Source organism: Paenibacillus algicola, assembly GCF_005577435.1.
Classification (GTDB): Bacteria; Bacillota; Bacilli; order Paenibacillales; family Paenibacillaceae; genus Paenibacillus_AQ; species Paenibacillus_AQ algicola.
On the sequence record NZ_CP040396.1, the window covers coordinates 2,657,410 to 2,681,056 of the forward strand.

27 protein-coding genes are annotated in these 23,647 nt (G+C 49.9%); all 27 read right to left on the minus strand.

Features of this window, described 5'->3' with window-relative positions; translation table 11 throughout:
- Positions 1 to 4 precede the first annotated feature (4 nt).
- Positions 5 to 1,075: a flagellar biosynthesis protein FlhB gene (gene flhB / locus E6C60_RS12300; protein ID WP_138227784.1), complete on the minus strand. Its 1,071-nt coding sequence runs from the start codon at positions 1,073 to 1,075 to the stop codon at positions 5 to 7.
- A 37-nt stretch (positions 1,076 to 1,112) separates the two neighbouring features.
- Entirely contained in the window at positions 1,113 to 1,901 is a 789-nt protein-coding gene (gene fliR, locus E6C60_RS12305; protein WP_138226113.1) for a flagellar biosynthetic protein FliR, read from the minus strand.
- An 11-nt stretch (positions 1,902 to 1,912) separates the two neighbouring features.
- The gene (gene fliQ / locus E6C60_RS12310; protein ID WP_138226114.1) at positions 1,913 to 2,182 is read right to left on the minus strand and encodes a flagellar biosynthesis protein FliQ; all 270 of its coding nucleotides are present in this window, start codon (positions 2,180 to 2,182) and stop codon (positions 1,913 to 1,915) included.
- 37 nt (positions 2,183 to 2,219) lie between these two features.
- The gene (gene fliP, locus E6C60_RS12315; RefSeq protein ID WP_138226115.1) at positions 2,220 to 2,972 is read right to left on the minus strand and encodes a flagellar type III secretion system pore protein FliP; all 753 of its coding nucleotides are present in this window, start codon (positions 2,970 to 2,972) and stop codon (positions 2,220 to 2,222) included.
- Positions 2,969 to 3,487, minus strand: a complete 519-nt coding sequence (locus E6C60_RS12320) for a FliO/MopB family protein (RefSeq protein WP_138226116.1) — start codon at positions 3,485 to 3,487, stop codon at positions 2,969 to 2,971. Before E6C60_RS12320 ends, fliP begins: the two co-directional genes overlap by 4 nt.
- A gap of 3 nt (positions 3,488 to 3,490) precedes the next feature.
- Positions 3,491 to 3,856 carry a response regulator gene (locus tag E6C60_RS12325; protein WP_138226117.1) on the minus strand — a complete coding sequence of 122 codons (366 nt, stop codon included), beginning with the start codon at positions 3,854 to 3,856 and terminating at the stop codon, positions 3,491 to 3,493.
- 27 nt (positions 3,857 to 3,883) lie between these two features.
- Positions 3,884 to 5,179 (minus strand): flagellar motor switch phosphatase FliY, encoded by a 1,296-nt coding sequence (fliY, locus tag E6C60_RS12330; RefSeq protein ID WP_138226118.1) that lies wholly within the window; start codon positions 5,177 to 5,179, stop codon positions 3,884 to 3,886.
- Entirely contained in the window at positions 5,169 to 6,167 is a 999-nt protein-coding gene (gene fliM, locus E6C60_RS12335) for a flagellar motor switch protein FliM (protein WP_138226119.1), read from the minus strand. The genes fliY and fliM overlap by 11 nt, the downstream gene beginning before the upstream one ends.
- A 39-nt stretch (positions 6,168 to 6,206) precedes the next feature.
- Positions 6,207 to 6,668: a flagellar basal body-associated FliL family protein gene (locus tag E6C60_RS12340; RefSeq protein ID WP_138226120.1), complete on the minus strand. Its 462-nt coding sequence runs from the start codon at positions 6,666 to 6,668 to the stop codon at positions 6,207 to 6,209.
- Positions 6,665 to 6,892: a flagellar FlbD family protein gene (locus E6C60_RS12345; protein WP_138226121.1), complete on the minus strand. Its 228-nt coding sequence runs from the start codon at positions 6,890 to 6,892 to the stop codon at positions 6,665 to 6,667. Before E6C60_RS12345 ends, E6C60_RS12340 begins: the two co-directional genes overlap by 4 nt.
- 57 nt (positions 6,893 to 6,949) lie before the next feature.
- Positions 6,950 to 7,768 carry a flagellar basal body rod protein FlgG gene (flgG, locus tag E6C60_RS12350; RefSeq protein WP_138226122.1) on the minus strand — a complete coding sequence of 273 codons (819 nt, stop codon included), beginning with the start codon at positions 7,766 to 7,768 and terminating at the stop codon, positions 6,950 to 6,952.
- Between the two features lie 78 nt (positions 7,769 to 7,846).
- Positions 7,847 to 8,236, minus strand: coding sequence for a TIGR02530 family flagellar biosynthesis protein (locus E6C60_RS12355; RefSeq protein WP_138226123.1), 390 nt, complete (start codon positions 8,234 to 8,236; stop codon positions 7,847 to 7,849).
- Positions 8,233 to 8,814: a flagellar hook capping FlgD N-terminal domain-containing protein gene (locus E6C60_RS12360; RefSeq protein WP_138227785.1), complete on the minus strand. Its 582-nt coding sequence runs from the start codon at positions 8,812 to 8,814 to the stop codon at positions 8,233 to 8,235. The genes E6C60_RS12355 and E6C60_RS12360 overlap by 4 nt, the downstream gene beginning before the upstream one ends.
- Before the next feature lie 21 nt (positions 8,815 to 8,835).
- Positions 8,836 to 10,254 carry a flagellar hook-length control protein FliK gene (locus E6C60_RS12365; protein WP_138226124.1) on the minus strand — a complete coding sequence of 473 codons (1,419 nt, stop codon included), beginning with the start codon at positions 10,252 to 10,254 and terminating at the stop codon, positions 8,836 to 8,838.
- A gap of 43 nt (positions 10,255 to 10,297) precedes the next feature.
- Positions 10,298 to 11,206 carry a MotE family protein gene (locus tag E6C60_RS12370; RefSeq protein WP_138226125.1) on the minus strand — a complete coding sequence of 303 codons (909 nt, stop codon included), beginning with the start codon at positions 11,204 to 11,206 and terminating at the stop codon, positions 10,298 to 10,300.
- Between the two features lie 56 nt (positions 11,207 to 11,262).
- Positions 11,263 to 11,706, minus strand: coding sequence for a flagellar export protein FliJ (gene fliJ, locus E6C60_RS12375; protein ID WP_138226126.1), 444 nt, complete (start codon positions 11,704 to 11,706; stop codon positions 11,263 to 11,265).
- 9 nt (positions 11,707 to 11,715) lie between these two features.
- Complete coding sequence (gene fliI / locus E6C60_RS12380; protein WP_138227786.1) at positions 11,716 to 13,035, minus strand: flagellar protein export ATPase FliI; 1,320 nt, start codon at positions 13,033 to 13,035, stop codon at positions 11,716 to 11,718.
- Positions 13,028 to 13,876 carry a FliH/SctL family protein gene (locus E6C60_RS12385; protein WP_138226127.1) on the minus strand — a complete coding sequence of 283 codons (849 nt, stop codon included), beginning with the start codon at positions 13,874 to 13,876 and terminating at the stop codon, positions 13,028 to 13,030. Before E6C60_RS12385 ends, fliI begins: the two co-directional genes overlap by 8 nt.
- A complete protein-coding gene (gene fliG, locus E6C60_RS12390; protein WP_407669162.1) occupies positions 13,869 to 14,864 on the minus strand; it encodes a flagellar motor switch protein FliG in 996 nt (331 codons plus the stop codon). Before fliG ends, E6C60_RS12385 begins: the two co-directional genes overlap by 8 nt.
- 32 nt (positions 14,865 to 14,896) lie before the next feature.
- Positions 14,897 to 16,471 carry a flagellar basal-body MS-ring/collar protein FliF gene (gene fliF / locus E6C60_RS12395; RefSeq protein ID WP_138226129.1) on the minus strand — a complete coding sequence of 525 codons (1,575 nt, stop codon included), beginning with the start codon at positions 16,469 to 16,471 and terminating at the stop codon, positions 14,897 to 14,899.
- A gap of 31 nt (positions 16,472 to 16,502) precedes the next feature.
- Positions 16,503 to 16,808, minus strand: a complete 306-nt coding sequence (gene fliE, locus E6C60_RS12400; protein ID WP_138226130.1) for a flagellar hook-basal body complex protein FliE — start codon at positions 16,806 to 16,808, stop codon at positions 16,503 to 16,505.
- 36 nt (positions 16,809 to 16,844) lie between these two features.
- Positions 16,845 to 17,297 carry a flagellar basal body rod protein FlgC gene (gene flgC / locus E6C60_RS12405; RefSeq protein WP_138226131.1) on the minus strand — a complete coding sequence of 151 codons (453 nt, stop codon included), beginning with the start codon at positions 17,295 to 17,297 and terminating at the stop codon, positions 16,845 to 16,847.
- Between the two features lie 5 nt (positions 17,298 to 17,302).
- Positions 17,303 to 17,710 (minus strand): flagellar basal body rod protein FlgB, encoded by a 408-nt coding sequence (flgB, locus tag E6C60_RS12410; RefSeq protein WP_138226132.1) that lies wholly within the window; start codon positions 17,708 to 17,710, stop codon positions 17,303 to 17,305.
- Positions 17,711 to 18,115: 405 nt separating this feature from the next.
- A complete protein-coding gene (hslU, locus tag E6C60_RS12415; protein WP_138226133.1) occupies positions 18,116 to 19,522 on the minus strand; it encodes an ATP-dependent protease ATPase subunit HslU in 1,407 nt (468 codons plus the stop codon).
- A gap of 47 nt (positions 19,523 to 19,569) precedes the next feature.
- On the minus strand, positions 19,570 to 20,112 hold the full coding sequence (hslV, locus tag E6C60_RS12420; protein WP_138226134.1) for an ATP-dependent protease subunit HslV: 543 nt from the start codon (positions 20,110 to 20,112) through the stop codon (positions 19,570 to 19,572).
- A gap of 68 nt (positions 20,113 to 20,180) precedes the next feature.
- Positions 20,181 to 21,509: an FADH(2)-oxidizing methylenetetrahydrofolate--tRNA-(uracil(54)-C(5))-methyltransferase TrmFO gene (trmFO, locus tag E6C60_RS12425; RefSeq protein ID WP_138226135.1), complete on the minus strand. Its 1,329-nt coding sequence runs from the start codon at positions 21,507 to 21,509 to the stop codon at positions 20,181 to 20,183.
- Positions 21,510 to 21,534: 25 nt separating this feature from the next.
- On the minus strand, positions 21,535 to 23,634 hold the full coding sequence (topA, locus tag E6C60_RS12430; RefSeq protein ID WP_138226136.1) for a type I DNA topoisomerase: 2,100 nt from the start codon (positions 23,632 to 23,634) through the stop codon (positions 21,535 to 21,537).
- Positions 23,635 to 23,647: the final 13 nt, after the last annotated feature.

Below are 23,647 nucleotides of genomic sequence, written 5' to 3' on the forward strand. Positions count from 1 at the left end.
TGCTTTAATTCGCCTTGCCTTTAAGCTTGTATACATATGCCAGCACTTCAGCTACGGCCTGAAACAAGTCTCCCGGTATGGCGTCGCCAATTTCAGTCCGTTGAAATAATGCCCGTGCAAGCGGTTTGTTCTCCATTGTCATCACGCCATGATTCTTGGCAATTTCTTTGATTTTCAAAGCCATATAATCCTGCCCTTTGGCAAGCACCTGCGGCGCTTCCATGCTGGAGCCGTCATACTTCAGTGCTACAGCAAAGTGGGTCGGGTTCGTAATGATGACGTCCGCCTTCGGAATCTCCTGCATCATACGCTGCAGTGCCATCCGCCGCTGGCGTTCCCGGATCTTTCCCTTGATTAAGGGATCGCCTTCCATCTTTTTATACTCGTCTTTGATGTCCTGCTTGGACATGCGGATGTTCTTTTCGTAATCGTATTTCTGATACATATAATCGAAGACCGCGAGAACGAGTAGGCCGGCCCCGATCCTAATCCCCAGCCAAAGCGTAACATCAGCTGTAAAATGCAGTATTTGTCCCGGACTGGTAGTGGCCAGCTTGGACAGGTCTTCCTTCGCACTCCAAAGTGAGGTGTATACAAGGTATCCGATAATGGCCAGCTTAAGTATGGATTTGGAGAATTCAACCAATGAACGAAGCGAGAATATATTCTTGAACCCTTTAATGGGATCCAGCTTGTTCAGCTTCATCTTCAATGGCTCTCCCGTAAGCAGAAACCCGACCTGCATGTAATTTACAATGATCGCAATAACGAGCACGCTAATAAATATCGGAGCCACGAGAATCAGAATTTGTATGCCATACTCTCCCAGAAGCATGACTACATTATCTGTAGTAACCGCCATCTCCAGACGATTGATGAATACATCCGTAAACAGCCGGACCAGATGATTCTGAATATAGCCTCCGAAAAAAATAAGGCAAATGAAAGCAGCAAGCAGGATGGAGGCGCCGGAAAGCTCCATACTTTTAGCAACCTGTCCTTTTTTACGTGTTTCCTGCCTCTTTTTCGGCGTGGCCTTCTCGGTCTTCTCCCCCGCAAACAGCTGCAGATCCATCTCAAATCTCAATTGTATTCCTCGCTTTCCCCTGCCGCTATTCCGGCCTTTGCCCCAGAACACCAAGCAGTCCCTGCAGCGCCCTGAACAGCTTGTCGAACAGATGATCAAACAGCGTCACCATTCCAGGCATTAAAAGAAAGAGCATGCCCAAACCAACCAGTATCTTGACAATAATTCCAATGACAAACACGTTAAACTGCGGCGCTGTTCTTGCTAGAAAGCCCAATCCCAGATCCGTTAAAAATAAAGATACGACAATCGGAGCCGACATCTGCAGCGCCAGTGCAAATGAATACGAAAAGGTCTTGATCAAAAATTCCGAAGTGCTGCCGTCCTCAAATTTGAAAAACACATTTCCCGTTACAGGCACCCACTCATAGCTGTACATAATGGCATCCAGTAGATAGTGGTGGCCGTTCATGCTCAGAAATACCAGAATGGCCAGCATATACTTAAAGTTGCCGATCAGTGGCGAGGATACGCCTGATACAGGATCAATCACATTCGCCATTGCAAAGCCAATCTGGATATCAATCAATGCTCCTGCCGTCTGTACGACGGCAAACATCAGGTAGGCCGTAAAGCCCAGCAGCAGTCCAATCAGCACTTCTTGAAGGATCAGCAAGATATAGGACATATTGTCTGTCACTGTCTGACTTAAGCCAAACGAAAGATAAACGAGCAGCGTGACAATAAACGACAAGCCCAGCTTATGGGTGGTCGGCACCGTTCGCGAAGAATAGACCGGAGCGACCACAAAAAATGCTGTTATTCGACAAAACATAAGCATAAAAACGGGAACACTTTGCTCTAACCATTCCATGGACATTCAGCCTATCCGATATATTTGTAGAGATTGTCCAGAATCCCAAACGTGAAATCCACCAATGTGGTTAAGATCCAGGGCCCAAATATGAGCAAGGCCAGCAGAACCACGATAATTTTGGGAACAAAGGCCAGGGTTTGCTCCTGAATCTGTGTTGTTGCTTGAAAAATACTGATAGCCAGACCCGCTAAAAGAGCAAGGATCAGCATCGGCGCACTCACCTTCAAAACGGTATACACAGCCTGACCGGCTAAGCCGATAATAAATTCAGCATTCACGGTTTGTCCTCCTGATCATTATTTCTGCTGCCTGCAGCTATGTGTTGAAGCTCATCAGCAAGGACTTTACAACCAGATACCAGCCGTCTACCAGCACAAACAGTAAAATTTTGAAGGGTAATGAGATCATGACCGGTGGCAGCATCATCATCCCCATGGCCATAAGAACGCTGGCTACGACAATATCAATGACCAGAAACGGAATAAAAATCATAAAGCCCATTTGAAATCCTGTTTTTAGCTCACTGATCGCAAAGGCAGGGACAAGAACCGTTAATGGGATGTCCTCGTACGTTTCCGGTTTATCTTCACCGGTATATTTCATAAACAGTAAAAGATCTTTCTCACGTGTATGAGCGAACATAAACTGCTTAATGGGATCCTCTGCTCTCTCCAAGGCTTCGCTTTGCGTAATTTCTCCCTGCAGATAGGGCTGCAGTGCCTGTTCGTTCATTGTTGAGAACGTAGGCGCCATGATAAACAGTGTGAAGAATAACGCAAGCCCGATGAGAACCTGATTCGGAGGTGTCATCTGTGTCCCCAGGGAAGTACGGACAAACCCGAGGACAATGACAATCCGTGTAAAGCTCGTCATGAGCACCAGAATGGCTGGAGCGACACTTAGTACGGTGATTAGCAGGATCAGGGACAGTGCACTTGTACCGGGCTGCTCGCCTTCTCCGCCAATTTGAATATCAATATTCGGAATGGGATCCGCCAAGACGGGAGTGGCCCAGGCCGCACCGACAAGGAGGATCAGTAGCATCAGACTAGCAATTCGTTTGTTCATGAATCCTTTTGATCCTCCCGCAGCAATTCTTCGACCTTTTGTTTCCGGTTCGGTACATTGCGCAGCTTGGATTCAAACACTTCATGAAATGATGAAGTATCCTCAAGTTCAACATCCTCCGGAGGACGATTCTTTTTTAGCTTGGCAGCAAAATTACTGATGAACGGGGGCATGGTGCCCGCCGCGCGATGCTGTTCCTGCTCCATTGCTGCCCTTAACCGTGCCACCTCATCAGGGTCGGTGATCTTGTCGAGCAGTGACAGATCCTCACCGACACCGACAACATAAATGCTCTCTCCCACCTCAATGACCTGGACAGATTTGTTCGGCCCCATTCCCAAGGCACCTAATGTCTTGATGGAGCGTCCTTTCATCCAGCTTTGATTCTTCCGGCCTAAATAGCGGAACAGTGTAATAATGAGGAACACAATGATGGCAAGCACAATGAATACGTAGAACAATTGCAGATAAAAGCCCGACGTATCCGGTCTCGGTATATCGGATGACAACGGCATGTCTTACACGCCGAGCGTTTTGTTAATCGCTTCAATGACCCGATCAGCCTGGAATGGCTTCACAATAAAGTCCTTTGCACCCGCCTGAATGGCATCAATAACCATGGCCTGCTGGCCCATCGCCGAGCACATAATGACTTTCGCATTGGGATCATTCTTCTTGATTTCTTTCAATGCCGCAATACCGTCCATTTCAGGCATTGTAATGTCCATTGTGATCAGATCCGGACGCAGCTCCTTAAACTTCTCAATAGCTTGCGCGCCGTCCTGCGCCTCTCCTACCACTTCGAACCCATTTTTGGTCAAAATGTCACGAATCATCATTCTCATAAATGCAGCGTCGTCCACGATCAGAATTCGATTTGCCATTGATTTAAAATCCTCCCTAAATGTGTGCTATTGTAATTTTTGTATTCGGTCCCATTGGCTTACGATATCTGTCACACGGACGCCAAAGTTCTCGTCAATCACGACGACCTCGCCTTTAGCAATCAGCTTGTTGTTCACCAGGATGTCTACAGGCTCTCCCGCAAGCTTGTCCAGCTCAATAATAGAGCCTTGTGACATTTCCAAGATATCCTTAATTTGCTTCTGGGTCCTTCCTAATTCTACGGTGACTTTAAGAGGAATGTCCATCAGTAAGTTCAAATTGTTTTCATCGGCTGGGCCAAAAGGTGCATTTTGCAAATTAGCGAACTGCACCGGCTGCACATTTACGTTCCGGTTTGGTACTCCTCCAAAATGCTGCGGGGCCTGAGGATAAGGCATTTGCGGCTGACCATACGGCGCTTGTCCATACCCTGGCTGGCCGTACGGCGACTGCACATATGGTGGCTGGCCGTAGCCTGGTTGACCCGGCATCTCTGCACCCGGCATCCCTTGACCGTATCCATAGCCTGGCGCAGGCTGTCCTGGCGGCGCCAGATCTGGCTGCGGAGGCTGTGCTGGGGCGGCTGGGGCTTGAGCAGCAGGAGCGGCTTCAGCGGCAGCTGGCTCTTCGGCCTCAGCTTCACCGCCATTCATAAGAATGTTCACCATATCCTTGGCGAATTGTACCGGGAGAAGCTGCATGATGGTGGAGTCGATCAAATCCCCGATAATAAGCCGGAAGGAAATTTTGATCAATGTCTCATCCCCTGGCAGATTGCTGACGCCATCTCCATTCGACATGTTCAGGATGTCAATTCCCGGTGGAGAAATATTGACGAACCGGTTGAAAATGGTGGACATACTCGTGGCTGACGAGCCCATCATCTGGTTCATCGCTTCTTGAACGGCACTGATATGAATCTCATTCAGCTCTTCATCCTGAGGTGCCCCTTCTCCGCCCAGCATAAGATCTGCGATGATCTGAGCATCTCTGGTCTTGATCACCAGCGAATTAATTCCTTCAAAGCCATCTACATAAGTGACGTGGACCGCAACATGAGGCTTCGGAAACTCCGCTTCGAACTGATCTCTTGTAATAATCGATACTTTTGGTGTGGTAATATCCACCTTTTTGCCCAGCAGTGTGGACAAGGCCGTAGCTGCGCTGCCAAATGTGATATTTCCGATCTCGCCTAAAGCATCCTGTTCAAGCGGTGTCAGCACATCATCCACACTCAGCGGGGAGGATGGAGTCGAAGACATTCCTGATTGCTGCAGCAGGGCGTCAATCTCTTCCTGGGATAAATAATCTTTACTCGTCAAATTCTTCATCTCCTTCGCTGACGATTTCATCAATCTGCACCGCAATCCGGTCCTTTAAGGTGCCCGGGCTTCCCATAAATTTCACCTTGTCACCGACCTTGATCGACAGCCCGTTATGTACAGGCTTGTTCAGCGTAATTACATCGCCCGTGCTCAATCCCAAGAATTCGGATATCGTAATTCGCGATTCGCCCAGCTCGGCAATAATCGGAAGCTCCGCTTTATTTACGCGTGCCTTTAGTGCATCTACCTCTTCGGGATCCCTGACCTTCTTCTCTGATGTAAACCATTGATGAACAGAGAGCTTGGACATGATAGGCTCTAGTACCACATGCGGAATACAAAGGTTAATCATCCCGGAGGTATCTCCAATTTTGGTACTGAGAGAGATCAAGGCAATCGTCTCGTTCGGTGATACAATCTGCATGAACTGCGGGTTAGTTTCCATAGCCTCTAGACGCGGTGAAATATCAAGCACGGTCTTCCAGGCCTCCTGAAGGCTTTCAAATGCACGACTGAAAATCCGTTCCATAATAATCGTTTCAATTTCAGTCAAAGATGTAATTTTGGATGGTGCACTTCCCGATCCGCCTAAGAGGCGATCCAGCATGGCATAGGCGATGTTGGGGTGAACCTCCAGCACCATCCGCCCTTCCAGCGGCTCCGCTTCGAAGATATTCAGGACCGTCATTTTGGGAATGGACCGGATGAACTCATCATAAGGGAGCTGCTCCACCTGAACGACATTTATCTGGACAAATGTGCGCAGCTGGGCTGAAAAATAGGTCGTCAGATAACGAGCAAAATTCTCATGGATCCGTGTCAGGCTTCGGATATGATCCTTCGAAAATCGCACGGCGCGTTTAAAGTCATACGAGCGGACTTTTTTCTGCGTATCTTCCTTTTTCAGCTCATCTGCATCCATTTCACCGGACGAGAGTGCAGCCAGGAGGGCGTCAATTTCATTTTGCGATAATACGTCCACCAATTACCTCACCCCCTTATGTGCAAGCTGTGGATGCTCATTTTAAATGCCAGTGACCAGCTTGTTCGTAACGTCCACTTGCACGACTTCACCTTGCTTCACATTCTTGTTAATTTCGTCCTGCAATACTTTGGTGAGCTGCTCGACTCCTTTAGAATCTTTCAAGCTTTCCGGCTTGGTATCCATCAGAGTCTTAATAATGATCGGCTTGATGCGAATTTCCTTGATCTTATCAAAGTCCTCCTTCGCCTTCTTGTCACTCAGCTGAAAAGCGAAGCTGATCTTCGCAATATAGCTGGGATCGGACATATTCGTCGTAATATCCACCAGCTCTGAAGTTACCTCGACAATTTCATCTGCCGTCATTACAGGCTCCTCCTGCTTTATCGGAGCCGCTTGCTTGTCATCTCCGCCCAGCAGCTTGTCAGATAATAAAAAGACGACTAACACAATCAAAGTGATGGATACCAGTATGGTAATGAGCCAGGGAAGCATTTTTTTCATGGGGATTCCTCCGTCTGATGCTGCACTTTAATGGATGCCTGCTGCATGCCGATCTCCTGGTGATAAGCTTTGATGGACTGGATTACTTCAGGCGCTTTCTCCAGCACAATTAATCTTTTGCCGGTTGTCAGCGTAATGTAGGTGTCCGGCGTTTCCTCCACCATCTCGATCAGCAGCGCATTCAGCCACATTTGTGAACCGTTTAATCTTGTTACCAGGATCATTGAAAGCCTCCTCCAGATCATCAGGGGGGAACAAGCCCCCCTTTAGTCATTCAATGCTTAACGCTTCAGGTTAACAACTTCCTGCAGTACCTCATCCGAAGTTGTAATGATCCGGGAATTTGCCTGGAATCCACGCTGGGCCACGATCATTTCCGTAAATTCGCCCGTCAGGTCCACATTGGACATCTCAAGCTGGCCGGCAACAATAGCACCCGTTCCGTTCTCTTCACTGTTAGCTGCAAGGCCCATGGCTTCTGCGTCTCCGTCTTCACCCAGTGCATTTGCATTTACGCGGTAGAGGTTCCCTCCGACCTTTTCCAGAGCAGAAGGATTCGCAACCTTAGCTACGCCAATCTGAACCGCGTCACCGTCTCCGCCCTGCGTCAGAATCGATCCGTCGAGTCCGATCGAGAAGCTGGTTACTTCCGCTCCCAGTACAATCGGTGCCCCATCAATATCACAGACGAACATCCCGTCGGAAGTGACCAGAGCCCGGTTACCGTCCAGCATAAAGTTACCGGCACGTGTCAGGAACGGGACTTCCTGATCTTCACTCATCTTGACCATGAAAAATCCGTCACCGTCGATACGAAGATCCGTCGGATTGTTCGTTGTCTGCGCGCTGCCCGGAGTGTGCACGGTATCAATGGAGCCAATCGTGACACCCAAACCGATTTGCTTGGCGTTGACGCCGCCCTGTTCCCCTTCAACCGGAGCAGTGACACCGGAAACCGTTTGGCTCAAAATATCCTTAAACATTACGCGGCTGGCTTTAAAGCCCACCGTGTTTACGTTCGCGATATTGTTACCGATCACGTCCAGCTTGGTTTGAAATCCTCTCATCCCGGATACGCCTGAATACATTGATCTCAGCATGTTTATTTATCCTCCTTATAAAGACCGCTTCTGTCGATCCACGGTCTATGGCTTCCTTACGGGCCAGCCGTTTAATAATTAAGAAATGATGACCGCACTATCAATTTGTGTAAACACATTGTCCTTCATGGCCTTGCCATCCATCGCTGTCACCATCGTGCGATTATGCACGTTCACAATAAATGCCATGTCTTTGAGCAGAATCAGTGATTCTTTACTGCCTTTGGCTGCTGCCTGCTCGACTGCGGTGCTGATCTGAGCCAGCTGGTCGCTTTGAAGCTGAATGCCTCGCTGCTCCATTCGTTTGGCAGCATGCTGACTGATTTTGATCTGATTCTCTCTTAGAAGCTCCTTGAACACCCCGTTCTCTGCAGAGCTGCCTGGAGGAGAAGACTGTCTTTTGTTGTGTAGAGAAGCAGGATGAAGGGTGCCTGGATACATCGATCCAATGGTTATCCGGTCATTCATATTTCAGTACCGTCAGCAGGCTGTTGAGAATCCGCTGTATTATCACTATAGCTCCCGTCATCTTCAGCCAGCTGAATATCCTCATTGCTGCTCTCACCCGGCGCTGGTGTTGGCGTCTCTGGTGATGGGGAAGGGGCTGATGCCGGTGCGTTCTCGATCTGCACGATGTGCTCCAGCGCAATCTCTGCCGCTCCGATACTTGCGTAATGCATGCCTCCCCGGATGAGGATCGAGTCCACGATGCCTGATTTAACGGAAGAGTTTCCGCTTTGATCCACCGCAATCCAGCTTACCTTTTGCCCGATTAGACCGGACGCACTGCCAAGAGACTGCCTCATATCGGTCAACTGGGATGAGATATTCATAAGCTGCTCCAAGGAAGTGAATTGGGCCATCTGGGCAATAAATTCCTTATCCTGCATTGGCTGCATAGGATCCTGATAACGAAGCTGCGCAATCAAAATACTCAGAAATTGATCCTTGCCCATCGTGCTCGTATCTTCGGCCTTGCCGGCCTGCTGGATATTGCTTGGCGAATAATGAGGCCATACTGCTTGATTGATGTAGCCTGAGGCCATAATTGTGTTCACCTCCGTGTTCTAAGCTTTAGCCTGGAAGCCACCCTCCCGGCCTAACTGGCTGAGTTGCTCCGCTTCGGCCTTCCGCTCGTTCCATTCCTCGGTCAGCTCTGCGGTGAGTAAAGCGTCGTCAGTCGTCGTATCGGCTTCTTTGGAGCGTCTGCCCGGCTGCTGCTGTCCTGAACCTGACTGCCTGCCGTCCTGCATATGAAATTGGGACGTGGAGGTCTGGCTGTTCTGAGTAACCTCCAGCTTCTCGACTTGCAGACCTTGTCCCAGCAATGCCGTACGCAGCTGGGTCATTTGCTGGTCAAGCAGTTCCCTGGCTTCAGCGCTGTGAGTCATAAACTGCGCCACCAGCTGGCCGTTTTGCATCATTATTTTGATGTCGACCTTGCCCAGATGCTCTGGATTCAAAGAAATTCTGGCTTCAGTGAAGCCCTGCTGCTTGATAAATTCCAGCTTGTTTACCGTAAACTGGGTCATTTCCCTTGCAAATTGATGCACTGGCATCGGTTCTGTCGTCTTGATCGGCGTGCTGCCTCCCGAACGAATAGCCAGCTGTCCGGCTGTTAATACTTCCGGCTCCGGCAGCAGCTCAGAAAATTCTGACTGTTCTTCCATAAGCGGCAGCGCTGTCGATGCATTTGCTTTAATAGAAACCTCAGAGAATTCTTGCTTCGTGAACTTGCCGCGGACCGCAGCATGAAGCATCTCTTCATAGCCCTTTAACAGATTGCGCAGCTGGGAGCTGAACTCCTCTGCAGCCTCTGGCTTTACCTTGAGCTGAGAAAGCTGTGTCAGTATGTCCTGAACGGCAAAGCGTATCGTTTCTTTATGTGCAGCCAGCGCCGGCAGTTGAACCATTGATTCCTCGGTTGATGTCCAAGCAGCACTGGCCGAGCCTGCCGAGCCCTGTTCTTGCTGCATGGATTGGAAGCGTTGGATGACCAGCTGAGCCGTAGCCAGCCAGGCCTGCAGCTCCTGTAGCAGGTCTGAATTCTCTTCTAATGCCTGCTCCAGCTGTTCCAAATGAGGGACCTCGGTGTATTGCAGTGCCCCTTCTAATAGATCCAGCTCCTGGCTTCCGGCAAGCCTCAGGTCCTTTAACGCATCTGCCAGACTCCCGGAAGTACGAAGCAGCTCGGCCAGCCTGCTAATATCACTCTCTATATAGAGTGCACTCTCTCCCGCGGCAATCAGTTCAGAGCCTTCAGCCGGCGTGCTGCGTAACCACGCAAGCAGCGGATTCAAGCCATTGCCGCTGACATCGGCAGGCATCGATTTCTTGCTGCCTTCCGCACCCATTTGGAGATTTAAAGCCTCGCCGAACATCCCGAGCAGTACACCTTGCCCCTGTTGACCCGCTTCAGAGACTTTGCCTAACGGACTGGAGGATGCACCGGATGAGGCCGTCAGCTTTTGAAAGATTAATGACATGGATTATTCACCTCCTTTCCCATGGCTTTCCCGGGATAAAAAACTACTGGGCACCCATCAGACGATTCAGGATTCTGGCAGCCATTTCAGGCTCAGCGCCAGACAGCTCATCCAGAATTTTGGCTCTGGCTGCATCATCGACGGATTTAAGGATCGTAATCGCTTTATCAGGTGTAATCTTATAGGTTTGAATCAGCAGCTCTGCAGCGCTCTTAGGTGCCATTCTGGAGAAGGTCTGGCTTAGCTCATTTTGATCCAGACTGCTTCGCTGGCTATCCGATACATCCTGCTCTTCTTTAGCTAGACGGGATTGCAGCGCCGCAATCGCTTGATCCCTCGCCGGCTTTGCATCCTTTAACAGCATCGTTGCATCCGCTGCGGTTTGAGGGTTCATTTTTTCCAAAATCGCCGCTCGTGGATCATTCTTCATGGCTCCCAGGATGAGCACCATTTCCTCTTTCATCAAGCTCTCGATAATGGGAGCTGCTTTACTGGGGCTCATGCCAGCATACATTTTAGCCAGGTCACTAATCTGCTGGAAATAGGGATCCTCTGTTTCCTCTGCCGCAGCCTCATTCTGGGCTGCATCTAACTGCGCCTGCAGCTCCGCAGCTTTGGTCTCTTGGGAGTTCTTCTGACTGGTCATTTCTTCAAGCTCCTGCTCCCGTTCGGCCAGTTGCTGCTTCAGAGCCTCCAATTCCTTTGCCGTGCTATCTTCCTTGTCCTGGGCAGCTGCTTCTTCCGGGGTTAGCTCCGGGCCCGGTATCCAATCCTTCACGATAGGAATCTTGTTTCCTAAATTCATTGCACTATTGCGAAAATCAATGTTAAACAGCGTGAGCAGAACGCCCACCAAAACGATTGTGAACATAATCGGGATCAGGAACAGCAGGCTTTTCTCCAAGCCTCCGCTTGATTCCTCTTGATCCAGCGGCATATCCTTGCGAGCCATTAATGTTATCCTCCTCTGCGGGCTAAGGACGCGTTTATTCGAAAAACGCCTCCGATCTAGCGGCTTTGGACCGTATAACGGACTGTAGCCAGCTCGTCCAGCTCATTTTGTTCCCGCAGGAGACTTTCGTGCCGGAACTTCTCAAGTGATTTTTCTCTTGCTTTCATCCAGACCTTTTCATCCAGCATTTTCTCGGTCAGCTTTCCCTGCTTATGCTTCACGTTGCTGTGGGCCTGCTCAATATCCGTATTCTTCTGCTCGATGAGGGTGTCCAGATACTCTGCATAAGACTGCAGGCGGCACATTTCCGAGATCGGAGTACTTTTCTGGGCTGCTTGTTGAAGGGAATGGCCAATCTCGTCCCGCTTCTGAAGCAGCTGATGCAGATTTTGCTCCTGCGCCTTCAATTCTCCAATTGCCGCAGACAGCATCCACTCGGCCTGTGCCTTCTCATTGCCTTTAAGATCTACGATTTTTTGAAATGCATAGTGAAACCTCATGAATCATCGTCATCTCCTTGAAAATTCAGCAATTAGACGCTCCTGCACCTTTTCCAGACTTACCTTTTCATTGACTTTCTGCTTCGTAAAATCCCAAATCTGATGGATCATATTTATAGCCTCGTCAATCTCCGCATTAGAGCCTGGCTGGTAAGCTCCAATGTTGATCAGATCCTCGGAATTTTTGTATACGGCCATCAGCCGTTTTACGTTCTCGGCCGCTTCCAGCTGGTCCTCGTGTGCAATATCCTTCATGACACGGCTGATGCTCGCCAGCACATCAATCGCTGGGAAATGCCCTTTGTTAGCAATGCTGCGGTTCAGCACAATATGTCCATCCAAAATGCCGCGGACAGCATCAGCAATCGGTTCATTCATATCATCGCCGTCAACAAGCACCGTGTAAAAAGCAGTAATCGAGCCGCTTGGACCTGTACCGGCTCGTTCCAGCAGCTTCGGCAGGCTGGCAAACACGGACGGGGTGTATCCCCGCATTGCAGGAGGCTCGCCAACCGCTAACCCGACCTCACGCTGTGCCATTGCATAACGGGTGACCGAATCCATCATAAGCATGACATTTAAGCCGCGGTCCCTGAAATATTCAGCAATGGTCGTTGCAATCAATGCGCCCTTAATCCGAATGAGCGCTGGCTGATCCGAGGTGGCCACGATGACTACGGAACGCTTCAAGCCCTCTGGTCCCAGGTCGCGCTCGATAAAGTCGAGCACCTCTCTGCCCCGCTCTCCGATTAGAGCAATGACGTTCACATCTGCGGAGGTGTTCCGGGCGATCATGCCCATCAAGGTGCTCTTTCCGACCCCTGAGCCGGCAAAAATCCCGACCCGCTGCCCTTTACCGACCGTGAGGAGGCCGTCAATAGCTCTCACCCCGATGCTGATCGGCTCTTGCACACGCGGACGATTCAACGGATTCTGCGGGATATTATTGGTAGAGCTGTGAGACATTCGTGCGGGCAGCACAGAACCGTCTAAAGGCTGTCCCAAGCCGTCCAACACTTTACCTAACAGCTCCGATCCCACCTGAACATTAAGCGGCTTGCCGGTGCCAACGACATCACAGCCTGGACCAATTGAATGCAGATCCCCCAAAGGCATCAGCAGCACCTTATTATCACGAAAACCCACGACTTCAGCCTGCAGCGGTTTGCTCTGCTTGGAGGGATAGATGTAGCACACCTCGCCAATACTTGCATCCGGGCCTTCTGATTCCAGCATCAGGCCGATAACCTGAGTCACTTTACCGTTGATCCGCACAGGATCCACATGCTGCAGATGATCTTTATAACGACTGCTGTCCAGCTTACTCATCGGCAGCTCTCCGTTGCGTGTCATCTAGGGATATCCGAATTAATTCCTTCTTGATCTCGGACAGCTGTGTATCAATTCTGGCATCTACACTGCCGAAGGATGACCTAATCACACATCCCAAATCCGTTACAGTGGAGTCCGGCAGCACCTGAAGCTCCGCCTGGGAGTCGACGCTTAATGCAAGCTCCTCCCGGGCGGCGTGAACGAATGCGAACTGGGAGGGAGCCACACAGAGCGAAATCATCCCTTTCTCCTTCTTGCGGGCCAAGTTCTTTCGAATTAGCTTCAGCACGAAATCAGGCTCCAATGTCAATTGGTGATCGACAATCTTCTCGGCGACCGAGCAGCTGAGCTCTACAAGAAACGGCTCGGCTTCCTGAATCAGCTCTTCCTTGGCTGAATAAGCTTGGCTCAAGACGCCCTGGGCTTCCTGGGCCGCTTGCTGCAGGAGCTCATTCATCTCCTGCTGAGCCTTGAGCGACCCGGCCTCATAGCCTTGTTGGAAGCCTTCCGCGCGAGCACCCTCCGCAATGCTTTCGTCCTGACTTCGACGCTCTTCCCACCAGACTGCAATTTGCTCCTGCGCCTGGGAAAGCAGCTGCTCCGCAGCCTCTGCAGCCTCCCTGATTTGACGCTCGGCAAACTCCTTTGCATCCTGCAGCATTTCCTGCTTGGCCAATTGAGCCGATTCCAAAGTGTGCTGTACTTCGGGCTGGAGCTCACTTTCAAATACTGCCGTCTCTCTCTCTTCCGGCTCCGTTGAAGCGTACTTCCGGGACAAATCCAGTTCCTTTAGCATATCAATCGGCATGTACTGAGAAGGCTTGATCAAATTAGACAATGATGTCATCTCCTCCGCCACGGGCGATGATAATTTCTCCAGCTTCCTCCAGTCTGCGGATCGTGCTTACGATGCGCGTCTGCGCCTCTTCAACGTCACGCAAACGCACAGGACCCATATACTCCATCTCTTCCTTGAACGTTTCCGCCATCCGTTTGGACATATTCCGGAAAATAACATCTCGAACTTCCTCGCTTGCCACCTTCAGTGCCAGCTGCAGATCCGCATTCTCGATATCGCGGATGATACGCTGAATCGAGCGGTTGTCCACATTGACAATATCCTCAAAGACAAACATCCGTTTCTTGATCTCTTCCGCCAGCTCCGGATCTTGAATCTCCAGCGCATCGAGAATCGTTCTTTCAGTTCCCCGATCGACTCCATTCAGAATCTGAACGATTGATTCAATACCGCCGGCACTCGTGTAATCCTGCGTGACGGTTGATGACAGCTTCTGCTCCAGCACCCGCTCGACCTGAGCAATGACCTCGGGCGAGGTGCTATCCATAACCGCAACCCGGCGGGCAACCTCTGCCTGCTTGTCCTGCGGCAAAGCCGACAGAATCGAAGCAGCCTGCTCAAACTGGAGGTACGACAGCACCAGAGCAATCGTTTGAGCATTTTCGTTCTGTATAAAGTTGAGAATTTGGCTCGGGTCTGCTTTTCTCGCAAAATCAAACGGACGGACCTGCAGGGTCGCGGTCAGCCTGTTGATAACCTCCCGCGCTTTTTCACTTCCCAAAGCCTTTTCCAGAATTTCTTTGGCGTACGTGATGCCGCCTTGAGAAATATACTCCTGGGCAAGACAGATCTGATGAAACTCCGACATAATGAGCTCTTTCTCGCCACCGTCTACCTTGCGCACATTCGCAATTTCCAGAGTAAGCTGTTCGATCTCATCATCTCTCAGATGCTTGAAGATTTGGGCGGATACCTCCGGCCCGAGTGTAATCAACAGGATGGCAGCCTTTTGCCTGCCGCTTAACATGGGATTTGTAACTCTGGACAATGCTTCCACTCCTATTCCTCAGCAAGCCACGTGCGAAGTAAATTGACGAATTCGTCCGGCTTCTTTTTCGCCAGGGTTTCCAGCTGCTTGCGAACCTGGCTGTCGTTCGTGACGCTTTCCAGATTAATGGAAGGCAATTCGGTAATCGGAGGTAGCTCCAGCTCCTCTTCTTCGTCCTGCGCTCTTCGTCTTCGAACCATAAAGATAATCCCTCCGGCCAGCAAAGCGGCTGCCGCCAGGGCTGCTCCCCAAATGATCGGATTCGATAGAAGAGAATCAGATTCTTCAGCCAAGCTGTTATCTGTAACCTGCGACACGACCGAAACTTTTTTAGCCAAATCAGCATCTGTATATGCAAGGCTCGACTCCGCTAACGAGGCTCTGACGATATTGATCAATATGTTCTCAATCGCCCCGCGTGTAGCTTCATCCAAATTTTCCTCGCCGCCGGGTGGTTCAACAGAGACATTAATGGTTAAATCTTTTACAGAATAAGGACTGGAGATCACGTCTCTTGTAATTCGGTTAACATCATAATTGATAGTGCTTGAGCTTTCTTCCGAGTTACTCTCGCCGCTTGAAGAATCACTGGGATATCCTGAAATTTCTTCCTCGCCTACCCCTGCAACACCGCCTGTAGGATTGCTAGTACCGGAATAATTTTTCTGGATTTCCTGCACACTGATCTCGATTCCCTTCATTTCTTCTTCATTGACCGGCGTAACTAAATTTTCCTTGCTTTGAATCTGATCAAAGTTCAGTGTGGACATGACGAGCACGTTGACCTTATTCGGACCCATGTACTGGGATAGAAATTGCTGCACATTCTGGCGTACATTGTTCTCAAACTGCTTCTGCAGTGCGAAGTTTTCTTCGACTTTGCCAATCAAACCACCTTGACCGCCTTTGGCAGTAGCGAGCAGCTCTACTTCATCATTTGTAATTGTGATGTTCTCAACCGGTAAATTCGGCACTGAGGTTCTGACGAGATTATAATAGCTGTCAATCATTTCCTGGCTTGGACGGTAGCCCGGCTTGAACTTCATGACCACAGAAGCCGTTGCTTTCTCACGGTCGGCTTGAGATGCAAAGAGACTCTCTTTCGGAAGATTCAATAGGACTGTGGCGTCATGTACTCCGCTCATCTTCCTGAGCATGCGCTCTATTTCGCCATTTAGAGCATTTACATATTTCACTTCGAACTCATTATCCGTCATCCCAATTGCGGAAGAGTTCTGTTCGAACGTTTCTAGTCCAATCGTCCCGTTCTGTACGAGACCTTGAGAGCCTACATCAATCTGAACGCGAGTTGCATCCTTGCTTGGAACGGAGAGCGTTGTGCCGTCAGGTCCCAGCTGATAAGGAATGCTTTGCGAATCCAGATGACTCATAATTCCGGCTGCATCTGCAGCATCCAGGTCTCGGAAGGCAACTTCATATTCCGTCTTCGAGAACCTTATGGTTAATGCGACAATCGCAATTATGATAAAAACGATCGTCGATACAAGCATGATTTTTTGCTTGCTGCTAAATTGATTCCAATAACCGGAAGCTTTCTCCCGGTACTGGGTTAATCGCTCATTCACATTGTCACCTCATCACAGTCATTGCTGTAGCTTACATTTGCGTACGCATAATCTCCTGATAGGCCTCTACTACTTTGTTTCGGACCTGAGTGGTGAGCTGTACGCTCAGCAAAGCCTGTTGAGCAGAAATCATCGTCTGATCCACGCTCACCTGCCCGGTGATCATCTTGTCACTCATGAGGCTTGCACTTTTCTCCTGGGCGGACACGGACTGAATCGCTTCCTGCAAATATGCACCAAACTGCTGAATGGAATCCGAAGGTGTAGCTGCGGGCTTGGCCAAGGTTGATGCCTGCAGAGGCAAGCTCCCGGGATTGAACATAGTATTCTGGATCAAAATGGTTCCTCCTGTCGCATGTTATGTAACAAAATCTTATCTTCCAATTTCCAGCGCCTTCATCACCATGGCTTTTGTCGCATTCAATGCTGTTACATTGGCCTCATAGGATCGGCTTGCAGAAATCAGGTCAACCATCTCTTTAGTAATATCCACGTTAGGCATAAAGACATAGCCCTCCGCATTGGCATCGGGATGTTCCGGATTGTATACGGGCTTAAGCGGGGCTTGATCCTCGCGGATCTGACTGATCTTCACCCCTTGCACCGGCTGGTTGCTGCCATTCATCTTGGCCTGAAGCATGGCATCAAAGCTCTGCTTCATCGGCTCCATAACGACGGTTTTGCGGCGGTATGGCACGGACACACCATTCTCCACCTTGGCCCGGGTTGTTTCTGCATTAGCAATGTTCGAGGAGATGACATCCATCCGGAACCGCTGGGCCGTCAAGGCCGAAGCGCTGATGTTAAAGCTTCCTGTGAAGTTCAAATGACCTATCTCCCTTCTACTGCTGCACGCATTAATCGAATTTGGTCGTTTACTGCCTGTACATAAGAGTTATATCTAAGCTGATTTTCGGCCAATAAAGACATTTCCCGATCAATATCGACATTATTGCCATTATTGTTCATTGCACTGGATTGATCCATTTGAAGGGTAGAGCTCGGGAGCTTGCTGCTTGGGCCGATCACAAAATGACGCGGATCGGTTCTTTTACCTGTCAGACTTGTTTTCATTCCGCTCATTTCCATTTTCAAAATACTCTCGAACGCTACCTCGGAACGCTTGAAATGAGGCGTGTCCACATTCGCGATATTGTTGGTAATAACCACATTTCTAGCGTTTGCTGCGTCCAAACCACCCTGCAGCCGTTGAAAGCTGCTGCTCCCTAACAAGTTCACCAGACCCATCCTCTCTTCATAGTCATTGCACAACCAATTCAACATCTTTACCTAAAATCCTCTTTATTCGACAAAAAAAATAATTCACTCGTGTCAACCTGGGACTTTAGTTGAAAAAGACAACATGCTGTCACCTAAACTAAGTTTCTTAAACATTGGAACTTTTTACAATAAGAAAAAAGCCCTATCTTTTACCACAAAGAAGGGCTTAGGATTCATTTTCGCGCTTATTTATCCTAAATTATTGAAATTTATGTTAGAATCTGAGTATTTCTGACCTTGATCAGGTTCGTCAAATTTCCAATTTACTACATGACCCGCGACATAGTACTGGCTAAATGACATACTCGAAAGTACGTTTATGTTCTAAATTTCCTGGGTCAAATGGCGCTGTTAAAGATGCATCTACAGGATATATTGACTTAAATCCCGATCCTGAGCAATCTCGCCCAGCTTCTCGCGAACATATTGCGGCGTAATAACCATGGAATCCAGTGTAAGCTCGGGGGCTTCAAAGGACAGGTCCTCCAGCAGCTTCTCCAGGATCGTGTGTAGTCGTCTTGCTCCGATATTTTCCGTATTCTGATTGACGGAGGCAGCAATCTGCGCAATTTCCCGAATAGCTTCATCTGAGAATTGTACCGTAATATCCTCCGTCTGGAGCAGGCTTGTGTATTGCTTAGTCAAAGCATTTTGCGGCTCGGTCAATATGGACACAAAATCATCCAGAGTAAGGCTGCTCAGCTCTACCCGGATCGGGAAGCGTCCCTGCAGCTCCGGAATGAGATCTGAAGGCTTAGCAATGTGAAATGCACCTGCAGCGATGAAGAGGATGAAATCGGTCTTCACAGGTCCGTATTTAGTCATCACGGTAGAGCCTTCTACGATCGGGAGAATATCTCGCTGTACCCCTTCTCTAGACACATCTGGCCCTGAAGCACGCCCCTGACTGGCAACCTTATCAATCTCATCAATAAAAATGATGCCGGACTGCTCCGCCCTTCTCACCGATTCCTGGATCACATCATCCATATCGATCAGCTTGGCAGCTTCCTCCTGAATCAGCACCTTGCGGGCATCCTTGATTGGAAGCTTTCGCTTTTTGGTGCGTTTAGGCATCAGGTTTCCAAACATTTCCTGCATGTTCATACCCATTTGATCGTTCCCTTGACCGGCAAACATACCAAACATCGGAGGTGTCTGATCCTCCACATCCACATCAATGAGATCCTCTTCCAGCTTCCCGGATAATAAATTGAAGCGAACCTGACGACGTTTCTCCTTTATACTGCTGTCATTTTCACTCTTGTTCTCCGGCTCTTCGTTTTCTTGGCCCTGACTGCCGCCAAACAGCATTTCAAACGGATTCTTTTGCGTTTTCTGACCCTTGGAGGACGGCACCAAAATGTGGACAATCCGCTCATTCGCCATCTCTTCCGCTTTATCCTTCACCTTCTCAGTCCGCTCTGCCTTGACCATTCGAATAGCGGTTTCGACGAGATCCCGGACCATAGATTCCACATCACGACCGACATAGCCCACCTCAGTAAATTTGGTCGCTTCCACCTTCACGAACGGCGCGTGCACCAGCTTAGCCAGGCGCCTAGCAATCTCGGTCTTACCGACACCGGTCGGTCCCATCATGAGAATATTCTTAGGCACGATCTCCTCGCGCTCGGCTTCACTGAGCCGGCTGCGCCGATAGCGGTTGCGGAGTGCTACAGCCACGGATTTTTTGGCCTGCTTCTGACCGACGATATACTTATCCAGCTCGGCTACAATTTGTCTAGGCGTCATCGATTCGTTATTCATCTCATTCCTCCACCCTGCATGTCGCAGCAATCGTTACTGAGCGATATCTACACTTCTTCTACGATGATATTACTATTCGTATATACACATACCTCAGACGCAATCAACAGCGCCTCTTTGGCAATGTCTGCGGCTTCCAGATGAACAGCGTGGCGCTTCAGTGCTCTGCCTGCGGACAAGGCAAAATTTCCGCCAGAACCGATCGCCAGCACCTCATCATCCGGCTCGATGATCTCGCCGCCGCCCGAGATCAGGAGCATCCCGCTCTGATCCATCACAATCATCAAGGCCTCCAGCTTGTGCAGGATCCGGTCCTGACGCCACTCTCTGGCCAATTCTACGGCAGCCCGCTGCAAATTTCCCTGGTACTCCTCCAGCTTTCCTTCAAACTTCTCAAACAGCGTGATAGCATCGGCCACAGAACCGGCAAAACCGGCGACAACTTGTCCCCGGTATAAACGGCGTACTTTTTTGGCGGTCTGCTTCATCACAACATTTTGTCCAAATGTCACCTGACCATCTCCGGCGATCGCCGATTTGCCATTATGGCGAACCGCACAGATGGTCGTCGCATGAAAACTCATTTCCATGGTATAACCGCCTCCTCACATACTTCAATCGAGTGGATGAAATTTGCTGTCAGGTTGTCACTACCGGATTAAGATCGACGGAGCTCGTGTGTATGAATAAATTCATTCAGCTTCTCAATAGCCCGGTTCGCCAACGCTTCATTCTTCTCTTTCTTGTTGCGAATTCGCTTGGGCAGAACCGGCAGCAAACCGAAGTTCGCGTTCATCGGCTGGAAATGCTCCGGGTCGGCATTCGTTATATACTGAGCCATACTGCCGATGGCGGCTTCCTCAGGAAATACAATCCCCTCTTTGCCAAGCGCTGCTCTTGCAGCATTAATTCCTGCAATCAGCCCGGATGCCGCAGATTCCACATAGCCCTCGACACCAGTCATCTGCCCGGCCAAATATAAGTTCGGACGCCCCTTTACCTGATAAGTCGGTTCTAGCAGCTTCGGCGAATTCACGAATGTATTGCGGTGCATAACGCCATATCGGACGATCTCCGCATTCTCAAGTCCAGGAATCAGCGAGAATACCCGCTTCTGTTCGCCCCACTTTAAGTGAGTCTGAAACCCGACGAGATTGTAGAGCGTACCTGCAGCATTATCCTGACGGAGCTGGACTACAGCGTGAGGCAAAGTACCGGTATGCGGATTAGGAAGGCCTACCGGCTTCATAGGGCCGAATAACGCCGTCTGCTTGCCACGCTTCATCATGACCTCAATGGGCATACAGCCCTCGAAATAGATTTCTTTCTCAAACTCTTTCAGCTCGGCAACCTCAGCCGAGATCAGCGCTTCATAAAAGCGATCAAACTCCTCTTCGGTCATAGGACAATTCAGATAGGCCGCTTCACCCTTGTCATATCGGGAGGCGAGATACACCTTGCTCATATCAATGGAATCTTTTTCGATGATCGGTGCTGCGGCATCATAAAAGTAAAAGTAATCTTCGCCCATCAGCTCCCGAATTTGCTGGGACAGCGCAGGAGAGGTCAGCGGACCTGTAGCAATGACGACAATCCCTTCTTCAGGTATATGCTGGAGCTCTTCATTTACGACTTCAATCAGCGGATGCTGATGCAGCGTCTCTGTAATTTCACCGGAGAAGCCGTCACGGTCCACAGCCAGCGCTCCACCGGCCGGAACGGCATTGCGGTCTGCCGACCCAATCACGAGGGAATTCAGCATGCGCATTTCTTCCTTCAGTACCCCAACAGCATTACTCATGCCATTCGCACGCAGCGAGTTGCTGCATACCAGCTCCGCAAATTGATCGGTATGATGTGCCGGCGTTTTGACGACCGGACGCATTTCATATAATGTAACCGGAACCCCGCGGCTAGCCAGCTGCCAGGCCGCCTCGCTTCCCGCAAGTCCTGCTCCAATCACGGTAACTCTTTGTATATCCTTCACGTTTGCCTTTACCCCCTGTTATGCCTTAAAAATCTGAACCGTCCTCCGGCTCTTCCATCATTTCAGAATGATCGCAGGACGTACATTGCAGCTTAATTCCTTGTCTCGTCTTCTTCTCCGTCATCAGGCTGCTGCAATTCGGGCAGGGCTTCAGTGACGGTTTATCCCACGAAACGTATTCACATTCCGGATATCTGTCACAGCCATAAAACACCCGGCCTTTCTTACTGCGCCGTTCCACGACATGGCCTTCCTTACAGCTCGGGCAGGTTACTCCAATGTCCTTAATGATCGGCTTCGTATTCCGGCAATCTGGAAACCCGGAGCAGGCCAGAAACTTGCCGAATCTGCCAAGCTTGTACACTAGCGGCTTGCCGCACTTCTCGCAGATTTCATCAGAGACCTCATCTTCAATCTCAATCTCTTTCATCTCTTCCTCAGCTACCGTAAGACGTTTCTCAAAGGACTTGTAGAACTCTCCAAGAACCTTTACCCAATCCTCCGCGCCTTCTTCTACATGGTCGAGGTCCTCTTCCATATTGGCTGTAAACTCTACGTTCAGAATCTCCGGGAAAAATTGCTCCATCTGCTCGATGACCAATTCACCGAGCTCGGTAGGCATAAATTTCTTCTCTTCAATTGCGACATAGCCGCGCTTCTGAATCGTTTCCAGCGTTGGCGCGTAAGTGCTTGGTCTGCCAATGCCGAGCTCCTCCAGCGTGCGGACGAGCCGTGCCTCGCTATACCTTGGCGGTGGCTGTGTAAAATGCTGCTTCGGTTCAATGCTGTCATGTTCCAGCTTGTCACCGGACTGCAGAGCAGGAAGAAAGTTCTCTTCTTCTGTCGTACCGTCATCATTCCCTTCCACATATACCTTCATGAAGCCCGGGAACCGAACCTTCGATCCCGTTGCCCGGAAGGTTGCCCGGCCTGCAGCAATATCTACAGACATCGTATCCAGGATTGCGGACGCCATCTGGCTCGCAATAAACCGATCCCAAATCAGCTTGTACAGCCTCATCTGATCACGGCTCATGAATGGCTTCATGCTCTCCGGATCACGCTCGATCGAGGTCGGACGAATAGCTTCATGCGCATCCTGAGCATTAGAAGCTTTCTTGGCATATTGACGCGGGCTTTCTGGCACATAATCCGTACCATATTTACCCGTAATAAATTCCTTGGCTTCACCCTGGGCGGTCTCCGAGATCCGCGTGGAGTCCGTTCTCATATAGGTGATCAAGCCGACCGTTCCCTCTTTCCCCAGCTCTACGCCCTCATACAGCTGCTGGGCCACCGACATCGTCTTTGCCGCGCGGAAGCCCAGCTTCCGTGCTGCCTCCTGCTGCAAAGAAGAAGTCGTAAATGGAGGCGACGGGTGACGCTGGCGCTCTCGTTCCTTCACTTCACTCACTTCAAAGGAAGCCTTCTGAATGATCGAAAGCACCTCGTTAACATCCTGCTCGCTGCCCAGCTCCTTCTTGCTGCCGTCCAGCTTATGAAATTTGGCGTCGAAAGCACTGCCCTTCACCGCCAGCTTCGCTGTAATCGTCCAATATTCCTCAGGTACGAAAGCGCTGATCTCATGCTCCCGATCCAGAATAATCTTGACCGCAACGGACTGAACACGGCCGGCAGAGAGCCCCTTCTTCACTTTTTTCCACAGCAGAGGGCTGATCTTGTATCCCACAAGGCGATCCAGAATCCGCCGCGCCTGCTGTGCGTTTACTAAATCCATATTAATTTTACGCGGTGTTTTGAATGCATCCTTCACCGCCGTCTTGGTAATTTCATTAAATACGACTCTCAGGCTTTGAGTTTCGTCTAGTTCAAGCGCATGCGCCAAATGCCAGGCAATGGCCTCTCCTTCGCGATCGGGGTCAGCTGCCAGGTATACTTTTTTCACTTTTTTACTGGCATCCTTCAGCTCTTTAAGAACCGAACCTTTTCCGCGGATCGTAATATATTTCGGGTTGAAATCGTTTTCGACCTCAACGCCGATTTGGCTCTTCGGCAGATCACGAACATGGCCCATTGAAGCCTTCACGATATATTTGCTGCCGAGATATTTGCCAATCGTTTTCGCCTTGGCCGGCGATTCGACGATGACGAGTGAATCCGCCACAGGTTCATCCTCC